General features: G+C 44.0%; 12 protein-coding genes and 1 pseudogene. 3 read left to right on the forward strand and 10 right to left on the reverse strand.

The window, feature by feature from the left end:
* The first annotated feature begins 665 nt into the window (after positions 1-665).
* The gene (locus VB073_RS15005; RefSeq protein ID WP_323405005.1) at positions 666-2,504 is read left to right on the forward strand and encodes an ABC transporter ATP-binding protein; all 1,839 of its coding nucleotides are present in this window, start codon (positions 666-668) and stop codon (positions 2,502-2,504) included.
* 270 nt (positions 2,505-2,774) lie between these two features.
* Here VB073_RS15005 and VB073_RS15010 read toward each other — a convergent pair.
* The 4 genes and pseudogenes from VB073_RS15010 to nadC all read right to left on the reverse strand — a co-directional run.
* A pseudogene (locus VB073_RS15010) lies at positions 2,775-4,470 on the reverse strand (polysaccharide biosynthesis protein); the annotation flags it as partial.
* A 6-nt stretch (positions 4,471-4,476) separates the two neighbouring features.
* Complete coding sequence (locus VB073_RS15015) at positions 4,477-6,117, reverse strand: S41 family peptidase (RefSeq protein ID WP_323405007.1); 1,641 nt, start codon at positions 6,115-6,117, stop codon at positions 4,477-4,479.
* A complete protein-coding gene (locus VB073_RS15020) occupies positions 6,114-6,569 on the reverse strand; it encodes a dCMP deaminase family protein (protein WP_323405008.1) in 456 nt (151 codons plus the stop codon). Before VB073_RS15020 ends, VB073_RS15015 begins: the two co-directional genes overlap by 4 nt.
* A gap of 6 nt (positions 6,570-6,575) precedes the next feature.
* Entirely contained in the window at positions 6,576-7,430 is an 855-nt protein-coding gene (nadC, locus tag VB073_RS15025; RefSeq protein WP_323405009.1) for a carboxylating nicotinate-nucleotide diphosphorylase, read from the reverse strand.
* Positions 7,431-7,542: 112 nt separating this feature from the next.
* Here nadC and rlmH point away from each other — a divergent pair, with 112 nt between their 5' ends.
* Positions 7,543-8,016, forward strand: a complete 474-nt coding sequence (gene rlmH / locus VB073_RS15030; RefSeq protein WP_323405010.1) for a 23S rRNA (pseudouridine(1915)-N(3))-methyltransferase RlmH — start codon at positions 7,543-7,545, stop codon at positions 8,014-8,016.
* Positions 8,017-8,080: 64 nt separating this feature from the next.
* On the opposite strand, the gene VB073_RS15035 is transcribed toward rlmH, so the two are convergent.
* Positions 8,081-8,740, reverse strand: coding sequence for a DNA alkylation repair protein (locus VB073_RS15035; RefSeq protein WP_323405011.1), 660 nt, complete (start codon positions 8,738-8,740; stop codon positions 8,081-8,083).
* Between the two features lie 165 nt (positions 8,741-8,905).
* Here VB073_RS15035 and pepE point away from each other — a divergent pair, with 165 nt between their 5' ends.
* Complete coding sequence (pepE, locus tag VB073_RS15040) at positions 8,906-9,619, forward strand: dipeptidase PepE (protein ID WP_323405046.1); 714 nt, start codon at positions 8,906-8,908, stop codon at positions 9,617-9,619.
* A 110-nt stretch (positions 9,620-9,729) separates the two neighbouring features.
* Here pepE and VB073_RS15045 read toward each other — a convergent pair whose 3' ends face one another.
* The 5 genes from VB073_RS15045 to VB073_RS15065 form a co-directional block, all read right to left on the reverse strand.
* Positions 9,730-10,758, reverse strand: a complete 1,029-nt coding sequence (locus VB073_RS15045) for a dihydroorotate dehydrogenase-like protein (protein WP_323405012.1) — start codon at positions 10,756-10,758, stop codon at positions 9,730-9,732.
* A 128-nt stretch (positions 10,759-10,886) separates the two neighbouring features.
* The gene (locus VB073_RS15050; protein ID WP_323405013.1) at positions 10,887-12,083 is read right to left on the reverse strand and encodes a 6-bladed beta-propeller; all 1,197 of its coding nucleotides are present in this window, start codon (positions 12,081-12,083) and stop codon (positions 10,887-10,889) included.
* Between the two features lie 18 nt (positions 12,084-12,101).
* On the reverse strand, positions 12,102-15,386 hold the full coding sequence (locus VB073_RS15055) for an efflux RND transporter permease subunit (protein WP_323405014.1): 3,285 nt from the start codon (positions 15,384-15,386) through the stop codon (positions 12,102-12,104).
* A gap of 11 nt (positions 15,387-15,397) precedes the next feature.
* Positions 15,398-16,879, reverse strand: coding sequence for a TolC family protein (locus VB073_RS15060; RefSeq protein WP_323405015.1), 1,482 nt, complete (start codon positions 16,877-16,879; stop codon positions 15,398-15,400).
* Positions 16,880-16,897: 18 nt separating this feature from the next.
* On the reverse strand, positions 16,898-18,121 hold the full coding sequence (locus tag VB073_RS15065) for a 6-bladed beta-propeller (RefSeq protein WP_323405016.1): 1,224 nt from the start codon (positions 18,119-18,121) through the stop codon (positions 16,898-16,900).
* Between the last annotated feature and the right edge of the window lie 2 nt (positions 18,122-18,123).

Here is an 18,123-nt window from a genome sequence, read left to right on the forward strand (position 1 = left end):
CCGGCCGCTGACCGGCCTGGACCCCTTGTATACTCTGCTTTGTCTTGTCTTATAAACGTATATGTAAATATCCTAAAGATCGCTTTTCTTTTCTTACCGCTTACAGTACTTATTTCCTGAAAGCGGGTGCAAAGATAGAGAGTCTTTTTTTATCATGCAAACAATTCAACAAAAAAAATCAATCTTTTTTTTGGATTTTTTTCCCATTTTAAATCAAACAAAAGAATATCAAATTATTATCCCAACAAAAAAAAATCAATCTTTTTTCGTCCAAAAGAGAAAAAGAGAAAAAATGATTCAAAACCGCAGAAAAAGCAGGGAAAATCTCCACTAAATTATCTCAACAAAATTCGGAAAAAACGACAAACTCCTAAAGAAAAACCAGAAAAAAACTGATAATCGATATGAAAAAAGTCCGGGAGGATCCGGGAAAATCCACAAAAAAATTCACCGAAAGGAATACAATGAGGAGATAATCCCTGTCTCAAAAAGCAAAAAGATGCAATTTTTCCGATAGAATCACATTTTATAAGTATCTTCGCAGCAAATCCGCAACGAAGAGTCAAATAAAATCGCGTATAAATGAAACAAACATCGTAATCATTTTCATCAAAGGATATGATTAGAAAAATTTCATTTGATATAAATGTAAAAAACAAACATAGATGAAGAGTATTATACATATATTAAAAAGGTTTTTACCTCCTTATAAGAAATATGTGGTTCTGGCATTTATCTTCAATATACTGACAGCCATATTGAATATAATTTCATATGGCGCCATCGTCCCCATACTCCAGATCTTATTCAAGATAGAGAGAAATACATTTTCATTTATTCCATGGAATAGTTCTGACCCGCCGTTCCTCAAACTGGTGCTCAACAACATGAACTGGTATATTACCCAGCTGATTGAAACACACGGAAGCAGTTTCACACTTTTGATGCTGGCAATATTCTTGATCGTATCGACATTATTAAAGACGGGGGCATCCTATCTGGGCTCTTATTTCCTTATTCCGATAAGGACCGGAGTGGTGAAGGATATCCGGAACCAGATCAACGACAAGGTACTCTCCCTCCCTCTCGGCTTCTTCACTGAAGAGAGAAAAGGAGATATTCTCTCCAGAATGTCGGGCGATGTGAATGAAGTGGAAAATTCAGTGATGAGCTCCCTCGATATGCTCTTCAAAAACCCTATATTGATCTTGTTTTATCTTGGCGCCATGCTTTTTATCAGTTGGCAACTCACCCTTTTTGTGTTGGTGGTGCTACCGATAATGGGGTTTATCATGGGACGCGTGGGCAGAAGCCTGAAAAGAAGTTCGTTCACCGCACAAAATAAATGGGGAGAATTGATGTCGCAAATAGAAGAGACACTCAGTGGCCTGCGAGTGATCAAGGCATTCGGTGCCGAGAGTAAGATCACCCAACGATTCCATATTGGGACCAACGAGTTCCGACGTATGTCGAACCGGATTGCGCGCAGACAGCAGTTGGCCCACCCCATGAGTGAGCTGCTTGGCACCATCACCATCGCCATTGTGCTATGGTTTGGTGGCACATTGATATTGGAAGGCAGTACCCTTATCAATGCCGCCTCCTTTATGTACTATCTCACCATGTTCTATAATATCATCAACCCTGCCAAGGAACTCTCGAAATCGGCTTATGCCATACAACGCGGACTGGCGTCTATGGATCGTATCGACAAGATACTGACAGCCGACAATAAGATCGCCGATCCGGCACAACCTGTAGCTGCCACCTTCAACTCCTATATAGATTATAAGGATGTATGGTTTAAATATGAAACGGATTGGGTGATCAAAGGGGTGAACCTGAAGATCGATAAAGGGAAAACAATCGCATTAGTGGGACAATCGGGCTCGGGTAAATCGACCATGGCCGACCTGCTACCCCGTTTCTACGATATCCAGAAGGGAGAGATCCTGATCGACGGAGTCAATATAAAGGATATGAAAGTGAAGGAACTGCGATCATTGATGGGCTATGTGAACCAGGAAGCGATCCTTTTCAATGACTCCTTTTATAGTAATATAGCTTTCGGCGTTACCCATGCCACGGAGAGTGAAGTGATCAACGCAGCAAAGATTGCCAATGCCCATGAATTCATTATGGCTACCGAATATGGCTACCAAACCAATATTGGCGACCGGGGCGGTAAGTTGTCGGGGGGACAGCGTCAACGTATCAGCATCGCACGGGCCATTCTGAAAAATCCGAAGATACTCATTCTGGATGAAGCGACCTCGGCATTGGATACCGACTCGGAACGGCTGGTACAGGAGGCATTGGAGAAGTTGATGAAGAATCGGACTACTATCGTGATAGCACACAGGCTCTCTACCATCAAAAATGCGGATGAGATATATGTAATGAAAGAGGGACAAATAGTGGAATCGGGGCAACATTCTACGCTTTACGCACAGGGAGGATACTACACCTCATTGTGCGATATACAACGCGATCTTAGCGATTAGCGACTTTGGGACAGGGACAAGGGTCTTCCTCCTCTGCCAGATCTTTTTTCTCTGCAATCCTCTCCAACAGTCTGTCAACTTCTTCAAAAGGAGAATTGATACTGCGGAACTCCGGGACGATCTCTTTCATCTTCTTTACTGTCTCCATATCATCATATTCATAAGACGTATGAATGAGTGCATCTACCTTACGACTCACCTCTTCATATTCATACTCACGTACGTCAGCAATCATGATTTTCTCATGGTAGGTAGGTTTAGTAAGTTCGGCTATATTTAGCAACTCTTCATAGAGTTTCTCTCCATGTCGCAGTCCTGTAAATTCTATCTTGATATATTTCGATCCGGAGAGTCGGATCATCCTTTTTGCCAAATCCAGTATTTTGACAGGTTTACCCATATCAAAAATATAGATCTCACCGCCTTTGCCCATAGCGCCGGCTTCAAGCACCAACTGACAAGCCTCGGGAATAGTCATAAAATAGCGGATAATCTCCGGATGGGTTACCGTAACCGGACCTCCATTCTTTATCTGTTCCCGGAACAATGGTATTACTGAACCGTTTGATCCCAGCACATTCCCAAAACGGGTAGTAATAAACTGTGTTGATTTCTTACCGGATTTCGCGACACACTTTGCCAGAGACTGTACATAGATCTCACAAATTCTTTTGGAGCAACCCATCACATTAGATGGGTTGACAGCCTTATCAGTGGACACCATCACAAATTTATCGGCATTGTATTTTACAGCCAGATCCGAAACGATCTTCGTTCCCAGAATATTGGTCTGTACCGATTCCGACACATTGTCCTCCATCATCGGCACGTGCTTATATGCTGCAGCATGAAAAATATACTGCGGTCGCGTTGCGGAAAAAATCCTCTCCATACGGCTGGCATTGCTTACATCAGCCACAATAATCTCGGCGCGCAACTCTCTCCATTTTTCTTTAAGTTCAAGCCTCATATCATGCAATGGGGTTTCCGCCTGATCGATAAGAATAATACTGTAAGGATTAAAACTGGCTACCTGACGAACAATCTCACTTCCGATAGATCCCGCGGCTCCGGTCACCATGACACGTTTCCCTTCTATATTGGAAGCTATCTTCAACATACTTACATGAATCGGATCGCGCGGCAGGAGGTCTTCAATTTGCACATCTTTCAACTGTTCCCGACTCATGATCGTCCCACTCCATTCGTTAATGGGAACAGTAGTAAGCAACGAAATATTATGATCGACAAAATTGCTAAGGAGTTCGGAATTCTTTATCTCTTCCATTTGCTGTGGGGAAACAATAATAGTCTTCACATCCTTGCTTTCCAATGTCCTGAAAATATTTTCATTATTGGCATGAATAGTGACTCCCATCAGCTCTTTACCTACCATGTGGTGTTCATCGGAAATAAATCCGAGTACCCGATAGTTGAATTCATTATTTCCCTTTAGTGCTTTTGCCAGACTGATACCAGCCTCTTTTGTACCATATATAAATACATTGACCAGTTTCACATCCCGACCCGTAATAAATTCATACACCTCTTTGGTTAATACCCTCAAAAAGAGCATGAGGAACATATTGAGAAAGAAGATTGCGATGAAAGTAACATCACCCAAATGGAAATCGGGCTGATATCTCTTTACAAACAAAACAACAATGTATGTAATCGTGTAACCCACTACCAAAGAGTAGGTAATACGCATCAGGTCGGTAAATGAAGAAAAACGTAAGATACCGCTGAATGTACGGAACAATATAAAGGTAACCGCATTGACAAAAATAAGGATCAGACACAAGGTGATAGCATCAGCCCTGACCTGAGGTGTAAGTCCGGAGAAGTTATACCTCACCAGATACATCATCAGACATGAAAAGACAATCATCAGAATGTCGATCATGAAAATGGTAAATCGAGATAATACCCTATTCGATAAAAAATTGTTTATCAAATTGCTCATAAAGATTTAGTTTAGTTTGTATTCCTCATTAACGATTGATTGGCGTGTAGTCCTTCCTGTCTCTATTAACTCTATTCCTTTTTTAATCAATATATCCTCTTTTTGATAGGATGCCCAGAATGCTTCTTCTCCAAAGAAATTCCGAATAATGTACGCATTCATCATATTTTCAAGCAACTCACTCGATTCCTGTATGTAGTATGGTCTTCTCCTGATTCCGTTATTATCGGCAAAACTCACAAGATTCAATAACAACGGCTGTTGCTGCAAATACTTGTAAAGTTCCTGCCATGTATCGAAACTACTCAGTTTGGTCCGATTCATATCGGAATAAAGCATGGCATATTTTTCGTCCAAGCGGTTATTCACCACCAGGTTGTAATATGGATTGATTCCCACAGTGTCACGAGCCACAAATATATCGGGCATAATACCGCCTCCACCGTAAACCGTCCTTCCTCCCGCTGTTTGGAAGGGAATGAGATGGTTTGATATTGTATCCACATTCACGTAATTTCCTTCGATATAACGGTTGATTGCTTCCATCTCATACTCGGCATACCGTCCTTTTTCATATCCACGTTGAATAGATCTTCCCGAGGCAGTATAATAACGAGCTATCGTCAATCTCACAGCCGATCCGTCCGGGAAATTACGCTGTCCCTGCACTAATCCTTTACCAAACGAGCGCCGTCCAATTACCAATCCCCTGTCGTGATCCTGAATAGCACCGGCGAAAATCTCACTGGCCGAAGCGCTCAATTCATCGATCAACACCACTACATCATCATTCTTACAGGTGCCCGATCCATTCGCATAACTGTCGGTTCTCGGAAAATTCCGTCCCTGTGTGTATACAATCAGGTCTCCTCTGCTCAAAAACTCGTTCACCATGGCAACCACTACTTCGAGCGCCCCACCAATATTCCCCCTCAAATCAATGACAAAGGAGTTGGCTCCCTGGTTTTTTAATTTGGATATGGCAGAGATGAACTCACTGAAGGTATTGTATCCGAAATTCTTTCCTAATTTTATAAACCCCACCTTGTTGGTTAGCATGTAAGATGCATTGACACTGCTTATGGGAATATCACCCCGTGTAACGGTGATTTCGTACAAACTGTTTTCATTGCCCCTTTTAATACCCAATTTGACTTCCGAACCTTTCTCTCCGCTCAACTTGGCTATCACCTCTTTGTTACGTAGCTTCAGGCCCGCCACCAGGGTATCGTCAACCATCACAATCCGGTCCCAATGCATTATGCCGGCTGCTTCGGAGGGGCCACCCGGAACGATACCGGTAACGACGATAGTATCTCTCAGCACATAGAAGTTAACGCCAATTCCGGAGAAATGGCCTTCCATATCTTCATTTACCCGCCTCATATCCGCAGCCGAGATATACTCCGAATGCGGATCCAATTCCTGTATGACACTAGGGAGTGCATCTTCTATTAATTGACGCATATTGATCGTATCGACATACGATTCCCTGACGTAGTTCAGTACAGCATCCAGTTTACCATACCCTTCCACGTTCCCCGAACGTCCAAACTGACTATATTTACTTCCGATAAATATACCCAAAGCTATACCTACACCCACCCATAAAGGAAGCCACGTCTTGGGTCTCTTAGCTAAGTTCATTTTATCTCTCCTGTTACTATTTTGTCCAATTCCACTGATACAAGTTCCACTCCGGCTCTATTCAACAGGTCTATCCCATCACTCAGGCGATAATTTTCCGAATAAACTACTCTTCGTATGCCTGCCTGAATAATTAGTTTAGAGCATTCGATACAGGGTGAAGAAGTGACATAGAGTGTCGCCCCCTCACTACTATTATTGGAGCGGGCCACTTTTGTGATGGCATTCGCTTCAGCATGTAATACGTAAGGCTTCGTAATATTGTTTTCATCCTCACAAACATTCTCAAAGCCAGAAGGAGTTCCATTATATCCGTCGGAAATGATCATCTGATCCTTCACCAGCAGCGCACCCACTTTCCTGCGTTTGCAGTAGGAATTTTCAGCCCAGATAAAAGCCATGCGCATATACCGCCTGTCGAGCAGTTCCTGTTTTTCTCCGTTTTGTTTCATCTCACATCAGATTGCCTTTAAACTCATATCAAGGCTTTTAACCGAATGGGTTAACGCCCCAACCGATATATAATCCACACCTGCTTCTGCAAAATCGCGAATCGTATCGATGCCGATTCCACCCGACGATTCCAACTCTACGCAGTGATTCACAGCTCTCACTGTTTTCACTGCCTCCAGCGTCTGTGCAGGAGTAAAATTATCAAGCATAATCCTATCCACACCACCTACACGTAGCGCTTCCTGTAGTTCGTCCATATTCCTGATCTCTATCTCGATTTTGAGTTCTTTATTTTTCTCTTTTAAATAATTCTGGGCACCACGGATAGCTTTCTCTATTCCTCCTGCAAAATCCACATGATTATCTTTCAGGAGAATCATATCAAACAGGCCTATTCTGTGGTTTTCTCCTCCTCCTATCTTTACGGCCCTCTTTTCCAGAATACGCATTCCGGGAGTAGTCTTGCGGGTGTCGAGTACCTTTGCGGAGGTACCTTCGAGAAGTTTCATATAACGACTGGTCACAGTGGCAATACCGCTCATCCGCTGCATAATATTGAGAACAAGCCGTTCTGTCTGTAGAATAGACCGCACCTTTCCCGAGACAATAAAAGCCACATCTCCCGGCTCCACTTGTGTCCCATCGCCAAGAAAAATCTCCACTTTCAATTCCGGATCAAAGAAATGAAACACCTCTACAGCAATATCTACTCCTGCAAGTATACCTGCTTCTTTGATCAGTAATTTCGATTGTCCGACTTCTGTTTCCGGGATACTACAGAGTGTAGTATGGTCTCCGTCTCCGATATCTTCAGAAAAGGCTAGTCGGATAAGGTTCTGGATTAACTCACTTTCTGTCATACTTAAAACGATAACGCGCAATTTCTGAATAAACAAATAATGTGGCCGTTTTGTTATCCTTATACAAATTTTAGTACAAAAATACGAAATAAACAATTATTTTTGACTTTATATGAAAATAATTTTGCTTTCTGTTGGGAAGACAGATGATCCACTCTTTTCGCAGATCATTGAAGGATATAATAGAAGGGTCAATTTTTATATCGGGTTTGAAACCCAGACGATACCTGATATAAAAAATAGCAAAAGCCTCTCTGAAAAAGAGCAGATGAAGCAGGAAGGCGAAAAATTACTGAAGTGGTTGCAGCCGTCGGATTATGTTGTACTCCTCGATGATAAGGGGAAACAATATACCTCGACAGAATTTGCTGGATATATCGAAAGGAAATCCTTTTCCGCCATTAAGCGGCTGGTTTTTGTTGTGGGAGGACCTTACGGATTTTCATCAGAGGTGCGTGAAAGAGCAAACGAAGCAGTATCGCTGTCCAAAATGACGTTTACCCATCAAATGGTGAGGATGGTTTTCACGGAACAACTTTACCGGGCTATGACCATCCTCCAGAATGAGCCCTATCATCATGAATAAGTTCCCCGGAAGCATCATCCAAACGGATCACTATCCAGTCAGCAACAAGTTCAAGGAGTAGCGTTTATTCCTGAAACTCAAAAGAGAGCAGATCGAATATCTCTTTCTCCTGTGGATCATTGGAATATTCGAAAGCAGTTATCATACTCATCACTTTCTCCGCATTATAGGGTGAGATCCGGCCAAAGAACTTCAGCATATTCAATGCCGACTGGCGCAACAGCAGTGATTCACTTTTCAAGTCGGATACTGCTTTTTCGATTAGCTCGTCATGTCCAATCCGTACCACTGCTTCCGACCGGATAATACATAACCGTGCAAAAAGCCAGTAACCAGTAGTCCGTATATTGTCTTCTTCTCTCGCAGTCCAGCCCTGGACTAACTCTTCAGCGTAAGGAAGCTCTTGAAAAAGATTCCTGCATGCCTGTTCCCGGATCTCCTGATTGACGATTTCACACCCCCATCGAAAAGCATCTTCTTTCAACAACTGTGCAGGGGGACAGAGCATGGTTGCCAGGATCTTCAGTTCCCTGACATCCTCTCTCCACATTGTTTCTGCCAATGCCCTGTCCGGCGCATATCTGAGCGCTATCCGTTTGAGACGGAGAATATCCACTCCGAAATTCATTCGATACCCCACTCCTTTGGCTCGCATGCTCGCGGCAGTCACACCGTTCATCGACAGCCGAAGATCATTCCGTATACTTCGTAAAATCGTTTCCATTATCCAATTACATTATTGTCTTCAAGTCGACTGCAAAAATAGGCTATTCGCCCATGAAATTGGCATTTTCAATCATTTTTTACTATTTTTGTCTCAAGTGCGTTCAAGCAGGCTTGACCCACCTCTCTGTTTTCAGTATTTTGTATAATAAAAAAATATATAATGATGAGACTCCTTCTAATCAGTAACTCTACCAATCCCGGAGAAGCCTATCTGGATTATCCAAAAAACCAGATCAAAGAATTTCTAGGAGAGAAAGCGAATAACGCCATTTTTATTCCTTATGCGGCAGTCACTTTTTCGTTTGATGAATATGAAGACAAGGTAAACACCCGCTTTGCCGAAATAGGGCATCACGTTACCGGAATCCATCGCTTTATCAATCCTGTGGAAGCGATTGAAAACGCCGATGCCATCGTTGTCGGTGGCGGGAACACCTGGCAGCTGGTCAAAATGCTTCAGGAAAAGGGGTTGATGAAAGTGATCCGCAAGAAAGTAAAAAAAGGCACTCCCTATATCGGATGGAGTGCCGGTTCCAATATCGCCTGTCCTACCTTGCGGACAACCAATGATATGCCTATCATGGAACCATTGAAATTCAAGACCCTAAAGCTGGTTCCCTTCCAGATCAATCCGCACTACTTAGATGATCACCCTGCCAATCATGGTGGTGAGACTCGCGAGATGCGTATCAATGAGTTTATCGAAGTAAACCGCGATGTATATGTGGTGGGATTGCGGGAAAGCACCATGCTTCTTGTGGAAGATGACGAGATGGAACTGATAGGCCCGCGCAAAGCCCGTATCTTTAAATACGGGGAAGTACCGCTGGAGCTCTCCAATGAAGACGATTTCAGTTTCCTCCTGCAACGGAAATAAAACTGGAAAATACACATTAAAAAAGGGATTGTCTAAAAAACAGTCCCTTCTCAATATTGCTTCTAATAGGATTTCTTATCTTTTTTGATCTTCTGATCTCCGCCGTCGATCTAAAACCCACGGTGCTCCATATTTCCGAATATCGTATCGGAATGGAGTATCAGATCCACATATTGTGCACGCTTGTAAATAAAAAGATTATCATTCTCATTAATCACACTGTCCGAAAGCTTACCCCTAAATTGATCAATAGAATCGTACCCCTTTCTATCCATCCACTCTTCCACTTCACGGATCATTTCGGTAATTTGCTTCAGACCTTGCCGGTAAACGGCGCTTACTACCTGCACACAGGATGTACCGGAAAGTAGCAGTTTGATTACATCTTCACCGTTGAAAACACCCCTACTACCACACACGTCAGCATTGATACGGCTATAGAGCATCCCGGCGATACGAAGTGATTGCTTATAATCACCTTTCTTACTGAGGTTGAATGCCCTTCTGTGGCTCTCCTTCTCAATATTGATATCGGGCTGAAAAAAAGAGTTGAAGAGCACCATTCCATCTACACCCACCTCGTCGAGACGTTTGGCAAAATGAAGAATATTGGTATAGTCGGAACTAAGCTTTACGCTCACCGGGATGGATAGCTGTTTTTTGATCTCTGCAACGATTTCAATCTGTCTACGTTCGATTTCAGATGCGTCGAGGTCGAAACTGGTCGGTGTCTGGTAAAGGTTGAGTTCTATTCCGTCCACTCCCGTCTCTTCGATAAGGCGTGCATAGCGGAACCAGGATACTTCGTTCACCGCATTCAGGCTGGCAATCAGGGGCACCGACAGACTCTCTTTCGCATTACGTATCTTTACCAGATAATACTCTATCTCAGAACGGTCGATATCGGGGTGAAGCGAGGTCATCTCGGCATGGATATCATTATATTCTTCTTTCAACTCATCGAATTGCAAATCCTCCAACTGTATCTGTTCTTCAAAGAGAGTCTTATAGACAATGGCGGCGGCACCGGCCTGTTCTGCTTTTTTAAGTGACTCTATTTCAGATGACATCTCAGATGCTCCCAGTATAATCGGGTTCTTGAGTTGAATGCCCATGTAGGATGTTTCCAGATTTCTCATACGGCTATATTTTTATTCAGTACTATTGATTTTATGTTTACTGACAAAGTTATACTTTTTTTATAAAAGAACCATATTCGAACATCGCTTTTCTGATTTTTTATTCTTTGAGTTTGTACAAGAGTAGATCAATCATCATCCGCGAAATCAAGACCACTCGAAAAAAAGACTAAAACCGGGTTATCGAACTCTTCCACATTTTTAATGGGCTCCAGCACCTCCTTGTTCACAAATAAATCGGCTTCATCTTTCAATTCAATGATCCTGTCCGCTTCCATGCCATATACTATTTCCTCATCCGTTGTTGTGAGTGCCGGGCCCCAACCCTGACCAAAAAAATCACTCCGGTTTGCAGTACTTCTATATGCTTTGCCCCTTTTTATAGAATAAAATATATCAGCCGACTGGTAATTGGGCAATGGATAGTGCACATTCAGGAAAGTACCGGCCACATATATAGAGCTCAGTCCGACAGAGAATCCCCTATCCCGCAAAATGGGACCCGCATCGAAATCAGTCTCAAGATCCATGGCATTTAATTCAGACAATAGTTTCGGGTTGACAACCTTTAGATCCGATCTGACCGTTAAGATGGGTTCGGCGATATTCTTATCAGAAAATTGATAGACTGAATCGGAAAATTGTGCCGTCACATAAAAGCCATGTGTTGAATAACCGGCTATACTCCTCATAGGAGTGCTTGAGACACTACCGATGACGGGGTAGGGCAAATAGCTACCCGTAATAGAATAATCATTCTCACTCACGGTGATATAGGCATATTGGCTATCCTTGTTATTACGCATGCCCAGCAACAGGTCATCACCGATTATGCCAACAATATTATAACTTTCATTCATTTCTTTGGCACAACTATGGCTGCTGATATATTTTCCATCGAATGAAAACCGGAGCATTTTAGATTTCAGCACATCGAAGATACCGACATAACCCTTCTCCTTATTGACATAAAAATCAACAAAAGAGATCAATTCCTCTCCACCTTGTCCAACACTCCCTATCTTATTCAGGAATTTTCCTGACATACTAAAAGTAAACAGGTCTTTCTTATCGTCTTTCACAAATATCAAGTCACCTTCAACACAAACTTTATCAATCTCGCCGATCAAACTTTCATCTGTTGTCTCTAAAGGCACAAACCGACAATTGTCTATGGGTCGCTTATACGAAAACAGGTTCTTCACCGGCAATTGCCGGATATCAATCTCTACGACATTCGACAACCCTTTCCCATTCTGTTTCTCTTTCCCGTCTCCACAAGAGATAATCACCAGAAATAAGAACATATAAAACAAATACTTCATACGGTTACAACAATTTTATTACTTCTTCCCTACTCCCATAAACAGCGGCAGGAATACAAACAAGGCCACAAACGACAATACCAGCCCGCCGATGGTGCCGGCTGCCAGGGGAAACCAGAAAGCCTCCTTGTATTCACCCACCATGAATGGGATGAAACCAAGTACAGTAGATATGATGGTCAGGAATATCGGCCTGATCTTCACATTCCATGCTTTCAGGTAAGCTCTCATCGGTGATGTCCTTTTATTAGCCCTCCTTATATTATTGTATTCATTCAGCACATAAATATTTGCATTGACCGATATCCCCGCCAGGAGGATAAAAGCGGCGAAGCCACCCTGGTCGAAATTCAGATTGAACAGGTAGAATGTGAGGAATAAGCCGATGAATGAAATCGGAATGATAAATATCACTACCAGCGGTTGCTTCAGGGAGTTGAACAGGATGCTGGTGGTGACAAATATGATGGCTATTACCAGGAATAACAACCAATACTGGCTTGAACCTCCCTGATCCCACCAATAGCGGTAGCCTTCGCTTTCGGCCTTATAACCCAATGGTGCATCCTGGTTAAACGCTTTAATGGTGCGTTCCATCACGTTCCACGACTGCTGGTAACTGCCGATATATTCATATTGCAGGCAAAGGCGATATTCCTGATTCTCCTTGGCAATATCCTGCGGGACCTGCGCCTTCTCAATGGATGCGATTTCGGTCAGCTTATACCCCCTGTCGCCCACCCTTCCCGGGTAGTTCTCCATATTCCAGATATCCAATTTGGAGATCTGCTCGGAGTAAAGTTGTATAGGTTCTATCCGGCCACTACTGATCCAATCCCCCGCATGCACGTTCTTCTCGAACATAGGGGTAAGCGAATGGAACAGGTCGGCCGGCAGAATATTCTCCTGTGCCAACCGTTCCTTATCCAGGTCGAAGACATATTCCATATAATCACTCTTATACCAACTGAATTTGGAGTCGATCGTCACCTCCTTGATCCTGCGGTGCTGCAGGAGGGAATCCTTCATCGCCAGCGCCAGCGAGTTGAGGTCGTCATAACTATACCCCAACAGCTTGATCCGGCTGGATCCCGCCTGCTCTTTGACCTCGTTGTTAAAACCGTCGCCCAGCCCGTATACGCCCCAGCTGCCACCTCCCAGTTCAAGGGCTTTGCTTATCAACCTTGACCGCAGGGTATGGGGGAATGCCCCACGCTGGTGTTTCTTCACGAACAGGATACGGATGCTCGCCCTCTGCCCGCTTTCGATACTGGTCTCAAACTGCCTTACCTCAGGGTATTGCTTGATGTAGTTCTCCATCTTCCGGATCAGGTCGTTCATCTGCTCCCGGGTGGTCCCGTTGGGCAGGGTGGCCGCCACATTCAACGATGTCTCACTGCGTTCACCGGAGGAATAGGATCCGTTGCGTACCTTTTGCGCGAAGAGACGCATCGTGCCACCCAGTGCGACATCCGACACCGGTTTTATCTTTTCCTTGTAAAAGGAGGAGCCCAATGTCTTGTTATAGAGGTCTCCCCAGAATCCCAGGTCTTGCGACTGGGTGACCGTGAAATAACCTCTTTCAGTCTTCTTCTCTATCTTATCCGGCAAAAGGAAGACCGGTATCCCGAAAGCCAATACAAGAAGGAGGATAAACCAGGCCCTTTTGCAGTACATGAACAGGATCACCTTTTCATATACCCGGTTGAGGATGGCCAATAACCGTTTACTCTTTATTCTTTGCAGGATACGCCTTATCCTGTTTCCCTGATGCAGCCGACCGGTAGAGCCTCTCTTTTTGTTTTTCCCTATATTGAGTTTTTCTATCAGGGCGGGCACCAGGAACAGCGCGACGAATAACGAAACGATAAGGTTAATGATGATGACCCAGGCGAAATCCAATAGATTGAGCCGTACACCCTCATCCATAAAGAAGATGATCACCAGCGAGCCGATGGTAGTGATGGTGGCTGTCAGGATCGCCATAAACGCTTTCTTGTTACCCCGCTGGATAATCTGGTCCGACATGATGATGGCATTATCGATGATCAATGTCAGCGAAATGGTCAACCCCGCCAGGGAAAACATCTGCAATTCTATCTTTAGCAGATAATAGAAGATCACCGCTATGGCGATATTGGTCACCAGGGAGAATATGATCAGGAACGAATACTTTAGATTGCGGTAGATCAACAAGACAAAGACCAGCAGGATCAATACCGTCAATCCAGAACGGAAATAGATCTTGTCCATTTCCGCCTTTATGTATTCACCGGCATCGTACGACAGGTGGAGTTCATAATCGGCAGGCATCGACTTTTCGAGTTCTTTCATCAACTGCTGTACTTCTCCGCTCATGTTCAGTTGGTTGGCAGCATCTTCCGCTGTCACCGACAGATAGATGGAATTCAAACCATTGATCCTAAAGTAGCTGGATGCTTCTTCCTCTTCGTAGCTGGTCTCCACTAACTGGTCGAGATAAAGGATCGTCCCTTCGCTGTTCTTCACTTGTATCAAAGCGGGATCAAACGGCGTGTCCCGGTTTTCGGCAATAAGCGCTATCCGTATCCACTCCTCATGGTTTTGTGCATCTTCGATTTTGCCCACCCCAAGGAATTCCTTGGTCAGGTAGGCATGGATGGCCGATCTGATATCGTTCAGGCTGACTTTATAGCTTTGCAGTTGCACAAAATCATATTTCAACTTGTAAATCATCCTGCTGGCGCCGGTGACATCCACCCGGTCGATTCCTTTCAGTTCGGCGAGTCTCGGTTTGACATTGTTATCCACATACTCCTGTATCTGGATGGGAGAGATGGGCGCATTGATCGTGTACCGGATAAATGGATGGTTCACCTCTTCGGTGGTGCCCGACATGTAGATGTGAGGGTAACTCACGCCGGGAGGGAGCGACGGCCATGTCTGCCGGACGACAGTCGATATCTCGAATCGGGCCATATCAGGATCGACATGGTCCGACAAGCGCACGGTGATACTACCGCGGCCGTTGGAAGAATAGGAGCTTATATCCTGTACCCCGTTTATCCGCATCAGCATTGCTTCAAGCTTGGAGGTGACCTCTGTCTCTACCACCCGGGCCGATTGTCCCCACATGCTGAATGAGACATTCACTACCGGATACTTGCGTGAGGGGTTGAGTTTGACGGATAGCTGGGGTATCAGGATAATCCCGATGATCAGCAAGCAAATAAAGACGACGATGATGGAAAAGGAGGGGAACCGCCCTTTCTCCTTCTCCTTGTCCCTGTGCCCGGTATATGTCAATTCATTCCTATCCTGCATGGAATTTATCCTCAATTTCTTATTCCTTCTATCCTGTCGAACTGCTCCGTCAGCACCTCCTGCTCCAGGAAGTCGAAAAGCGTCAGTTTGCGTAATTTATAGTAGCTCAACCAGTAATCCCGCAGCGACAGGATATAACTCTGGTGCGCCCTGTTTTGTCTTTCCTGCGAGAGGATAAGGCTGTTCAGATCGGTCTTCCCGATGATGAACCGTTCCTTGGTCATATTATAGGCCATGGTAGCCAGTTCGAGCGCCTCCTCGGCACTGGAGATAAGATTTTGACGAACATTGAAATCATTGACCGTCATGATTACATCCTGCTCCAGGTTGAGTAATCGTTGCTGGATCGATATTTTCGTCACGTTCAGGTTATTGCGTGCCATATTCGCACGCCCTTTACGTACGCCCCAGTCGACCAGGGGGATGGTCAGCCCTACACTCACCACATCCTGTTGCAGCGGATTCTTGTAGGCTCCTGACAGATTATGGGCAACCTGGTTAAAACCGACGCTCACCGAGAAGCTGGCGTCGAAAGTCGAACTCTTGGTGGTCCTGTCCACTTCCCTCTCCGCTTCCAGCACCTCCTGGTCGAATCCGATAAAGTCGGGATTGTTCATCCTCGCGTATTGAAGCGCCAGATCGGATGATATCTCCACTTTCTCCGGCCGGTCGGGCAATGCAAGCTTTACCTGTGTCTCCTTGTCCATGTTGAGGAAAGAGACAAAGCCGAACATCGCCCTTTTCAGTGCGATCTCACTATTTTGTAGCGTATTCTTCGAATTGACCGCGTTGAGTTTCAGTGTCAGTAGGTCCGACTGGGAGATGGAGGCAATCTTATACCTGTTCTCGCCGATATGGTAAAGTGTATCGGCAGATGCTACATTCTCCTGTGCCATCGTGTATTCCACCTGCGCCATGGCCAACGAGAAAAAGTGGGAGATAACCGATTCCGAGATCTCCTGCATGGAATAGAGGAACTGCTGCTTGGCCCTTTCATATTTGAGCGGTTCTATTTTCTTCTCCCACTTGAAGCCATTGAATCCGAAGAGGGACTGTGAGTACCCTATACGGATTGGCACCGAGCTGAACTGCGAGTAGGTATTCTCCCCGAAATTGCGCATATATCCCAATTCGGAGTCGATAAAGAAGGTACCCCCGGTAAGGTCAAAATTCTGTCTTATGGCAAGATTACCATAGGTATGCAATGATTGTTGCTGCCGGTACACGTCGATATTATTCTCCGAGTCATATCGCTGGGTAAAATCCCGCCGGTATTGGATAGGGGTGGTTCTCAACGACAGGGAAGGCAGTCGCCCTGCCCTGAAAGAGCGGTATTCCCAGTAATTTGCCATATAGAGGTTTTTTGCCCGGAACGCCTGAAGCGAGCTGTCGGAAGCGATATCGATACTCCGGCCCAAGTCAAGCGTGATCGCCTGTGAAAATAGCGACAGGCCAAATAACCAGCAAATTAACGGAAGAACTAACTTTTTCATTGTACAATACGTTTGATTTTATTTTTTGAAATAATAGAAAAAGACAACCGGATTATCATCTTCAGAGATTTTTTCTAAAATCTCCCGCTTATCTAAATTGGAGTTTAAACCACCTGTACTTGCAATTTCCAAAAATCGGGGAATTTGCTCTGATCTGAGATAACTGTATACACCCTTACTGTCCGCATAGGCAAATGTTGAAAATAAAACCCAGTCTCCGCTATAGACAAGATCATCTTTCAGGTAATCTACCCTTCTCGTTGTTTTATGCTCCTTATCATACACCACATATTCCGAGTCTTTCCTATTATAATACCGGAAACAGATTATATTTCCAAACTCAACATATTGCTCAATATTATAGGAAATATCCCGTTCAAACATTATTTCATGAAACTTACTACTATAATTTTCTCCTTCACTTTTAATCAATTCCTGAATCTCTTTTTCAGTGATCCAGTTTTTGGACTGAATTGCCAGATAAGGTGTTATTTCATTATTCTGGATGTAAACAACAGTATCCATAAACATCTGGACATATTTGGCACCTCCATCTTCATCGGGATAAAAAAATCCTTCTGAACGTCCAATATATCCATTCCAACCCTTATTATATGCCAAAGCACTCAAATAGGAGGCTACCGGTCTACCGGTTTTTGCGTCAAATTCCTGTAACAGGAAAGAATCATCCCTCTTTGAGTTTGGTATTGAACCGGTATATATTTTACCATCATCATAGTGGATATAATAACTACTGAACCCATCCTGACTTATCCCTATCGAGTTAATAAATTTGCCGGATGCAATATCATATTGAAGCACCTTGTCCGATGAATTATCAAGCAGGTAAATCTCTTTCTTTTCAAAATCTATCGCTGAACCTGATACACCCTGATATTCACCCGGTCCCTGTCCCATTTGCCCAACCTTGTGCAGAAAACGCCCCTTTCTGTCGAATACAAACACAGACTCCGTATTGTCAGCATCCGTTACCACAATAAAATCGTCCAATACCCTTATGGCACTTACCTCACCGATAAGACATTCCTCTTTTGTTTCCAGAATAATTGTCTCCACATCCCGGAAGAAAGTGGATAAATTGATAAACTCTTCCTTCGGCGTCTCATCAATATTTACCACATATAAATTTTCATTTCCGGCAACGGGCGAACGCTCCCTCTTTCCGGAAAAAGAGCAAGATACTAACATTGAAAGAAACAAAACAGTACAAATAATTTTCATAT

Origin of the sequence: Proteiniphilum sp., from assembly GCF_034927365.1 — a bacterium.
In the GTDB taxonomy this organism is placed as follows: Bacteria; Bacteroidota; Bacteroidia; order Bacteroidales; family Dysgonomonadaceae; genus Proteiniphilum.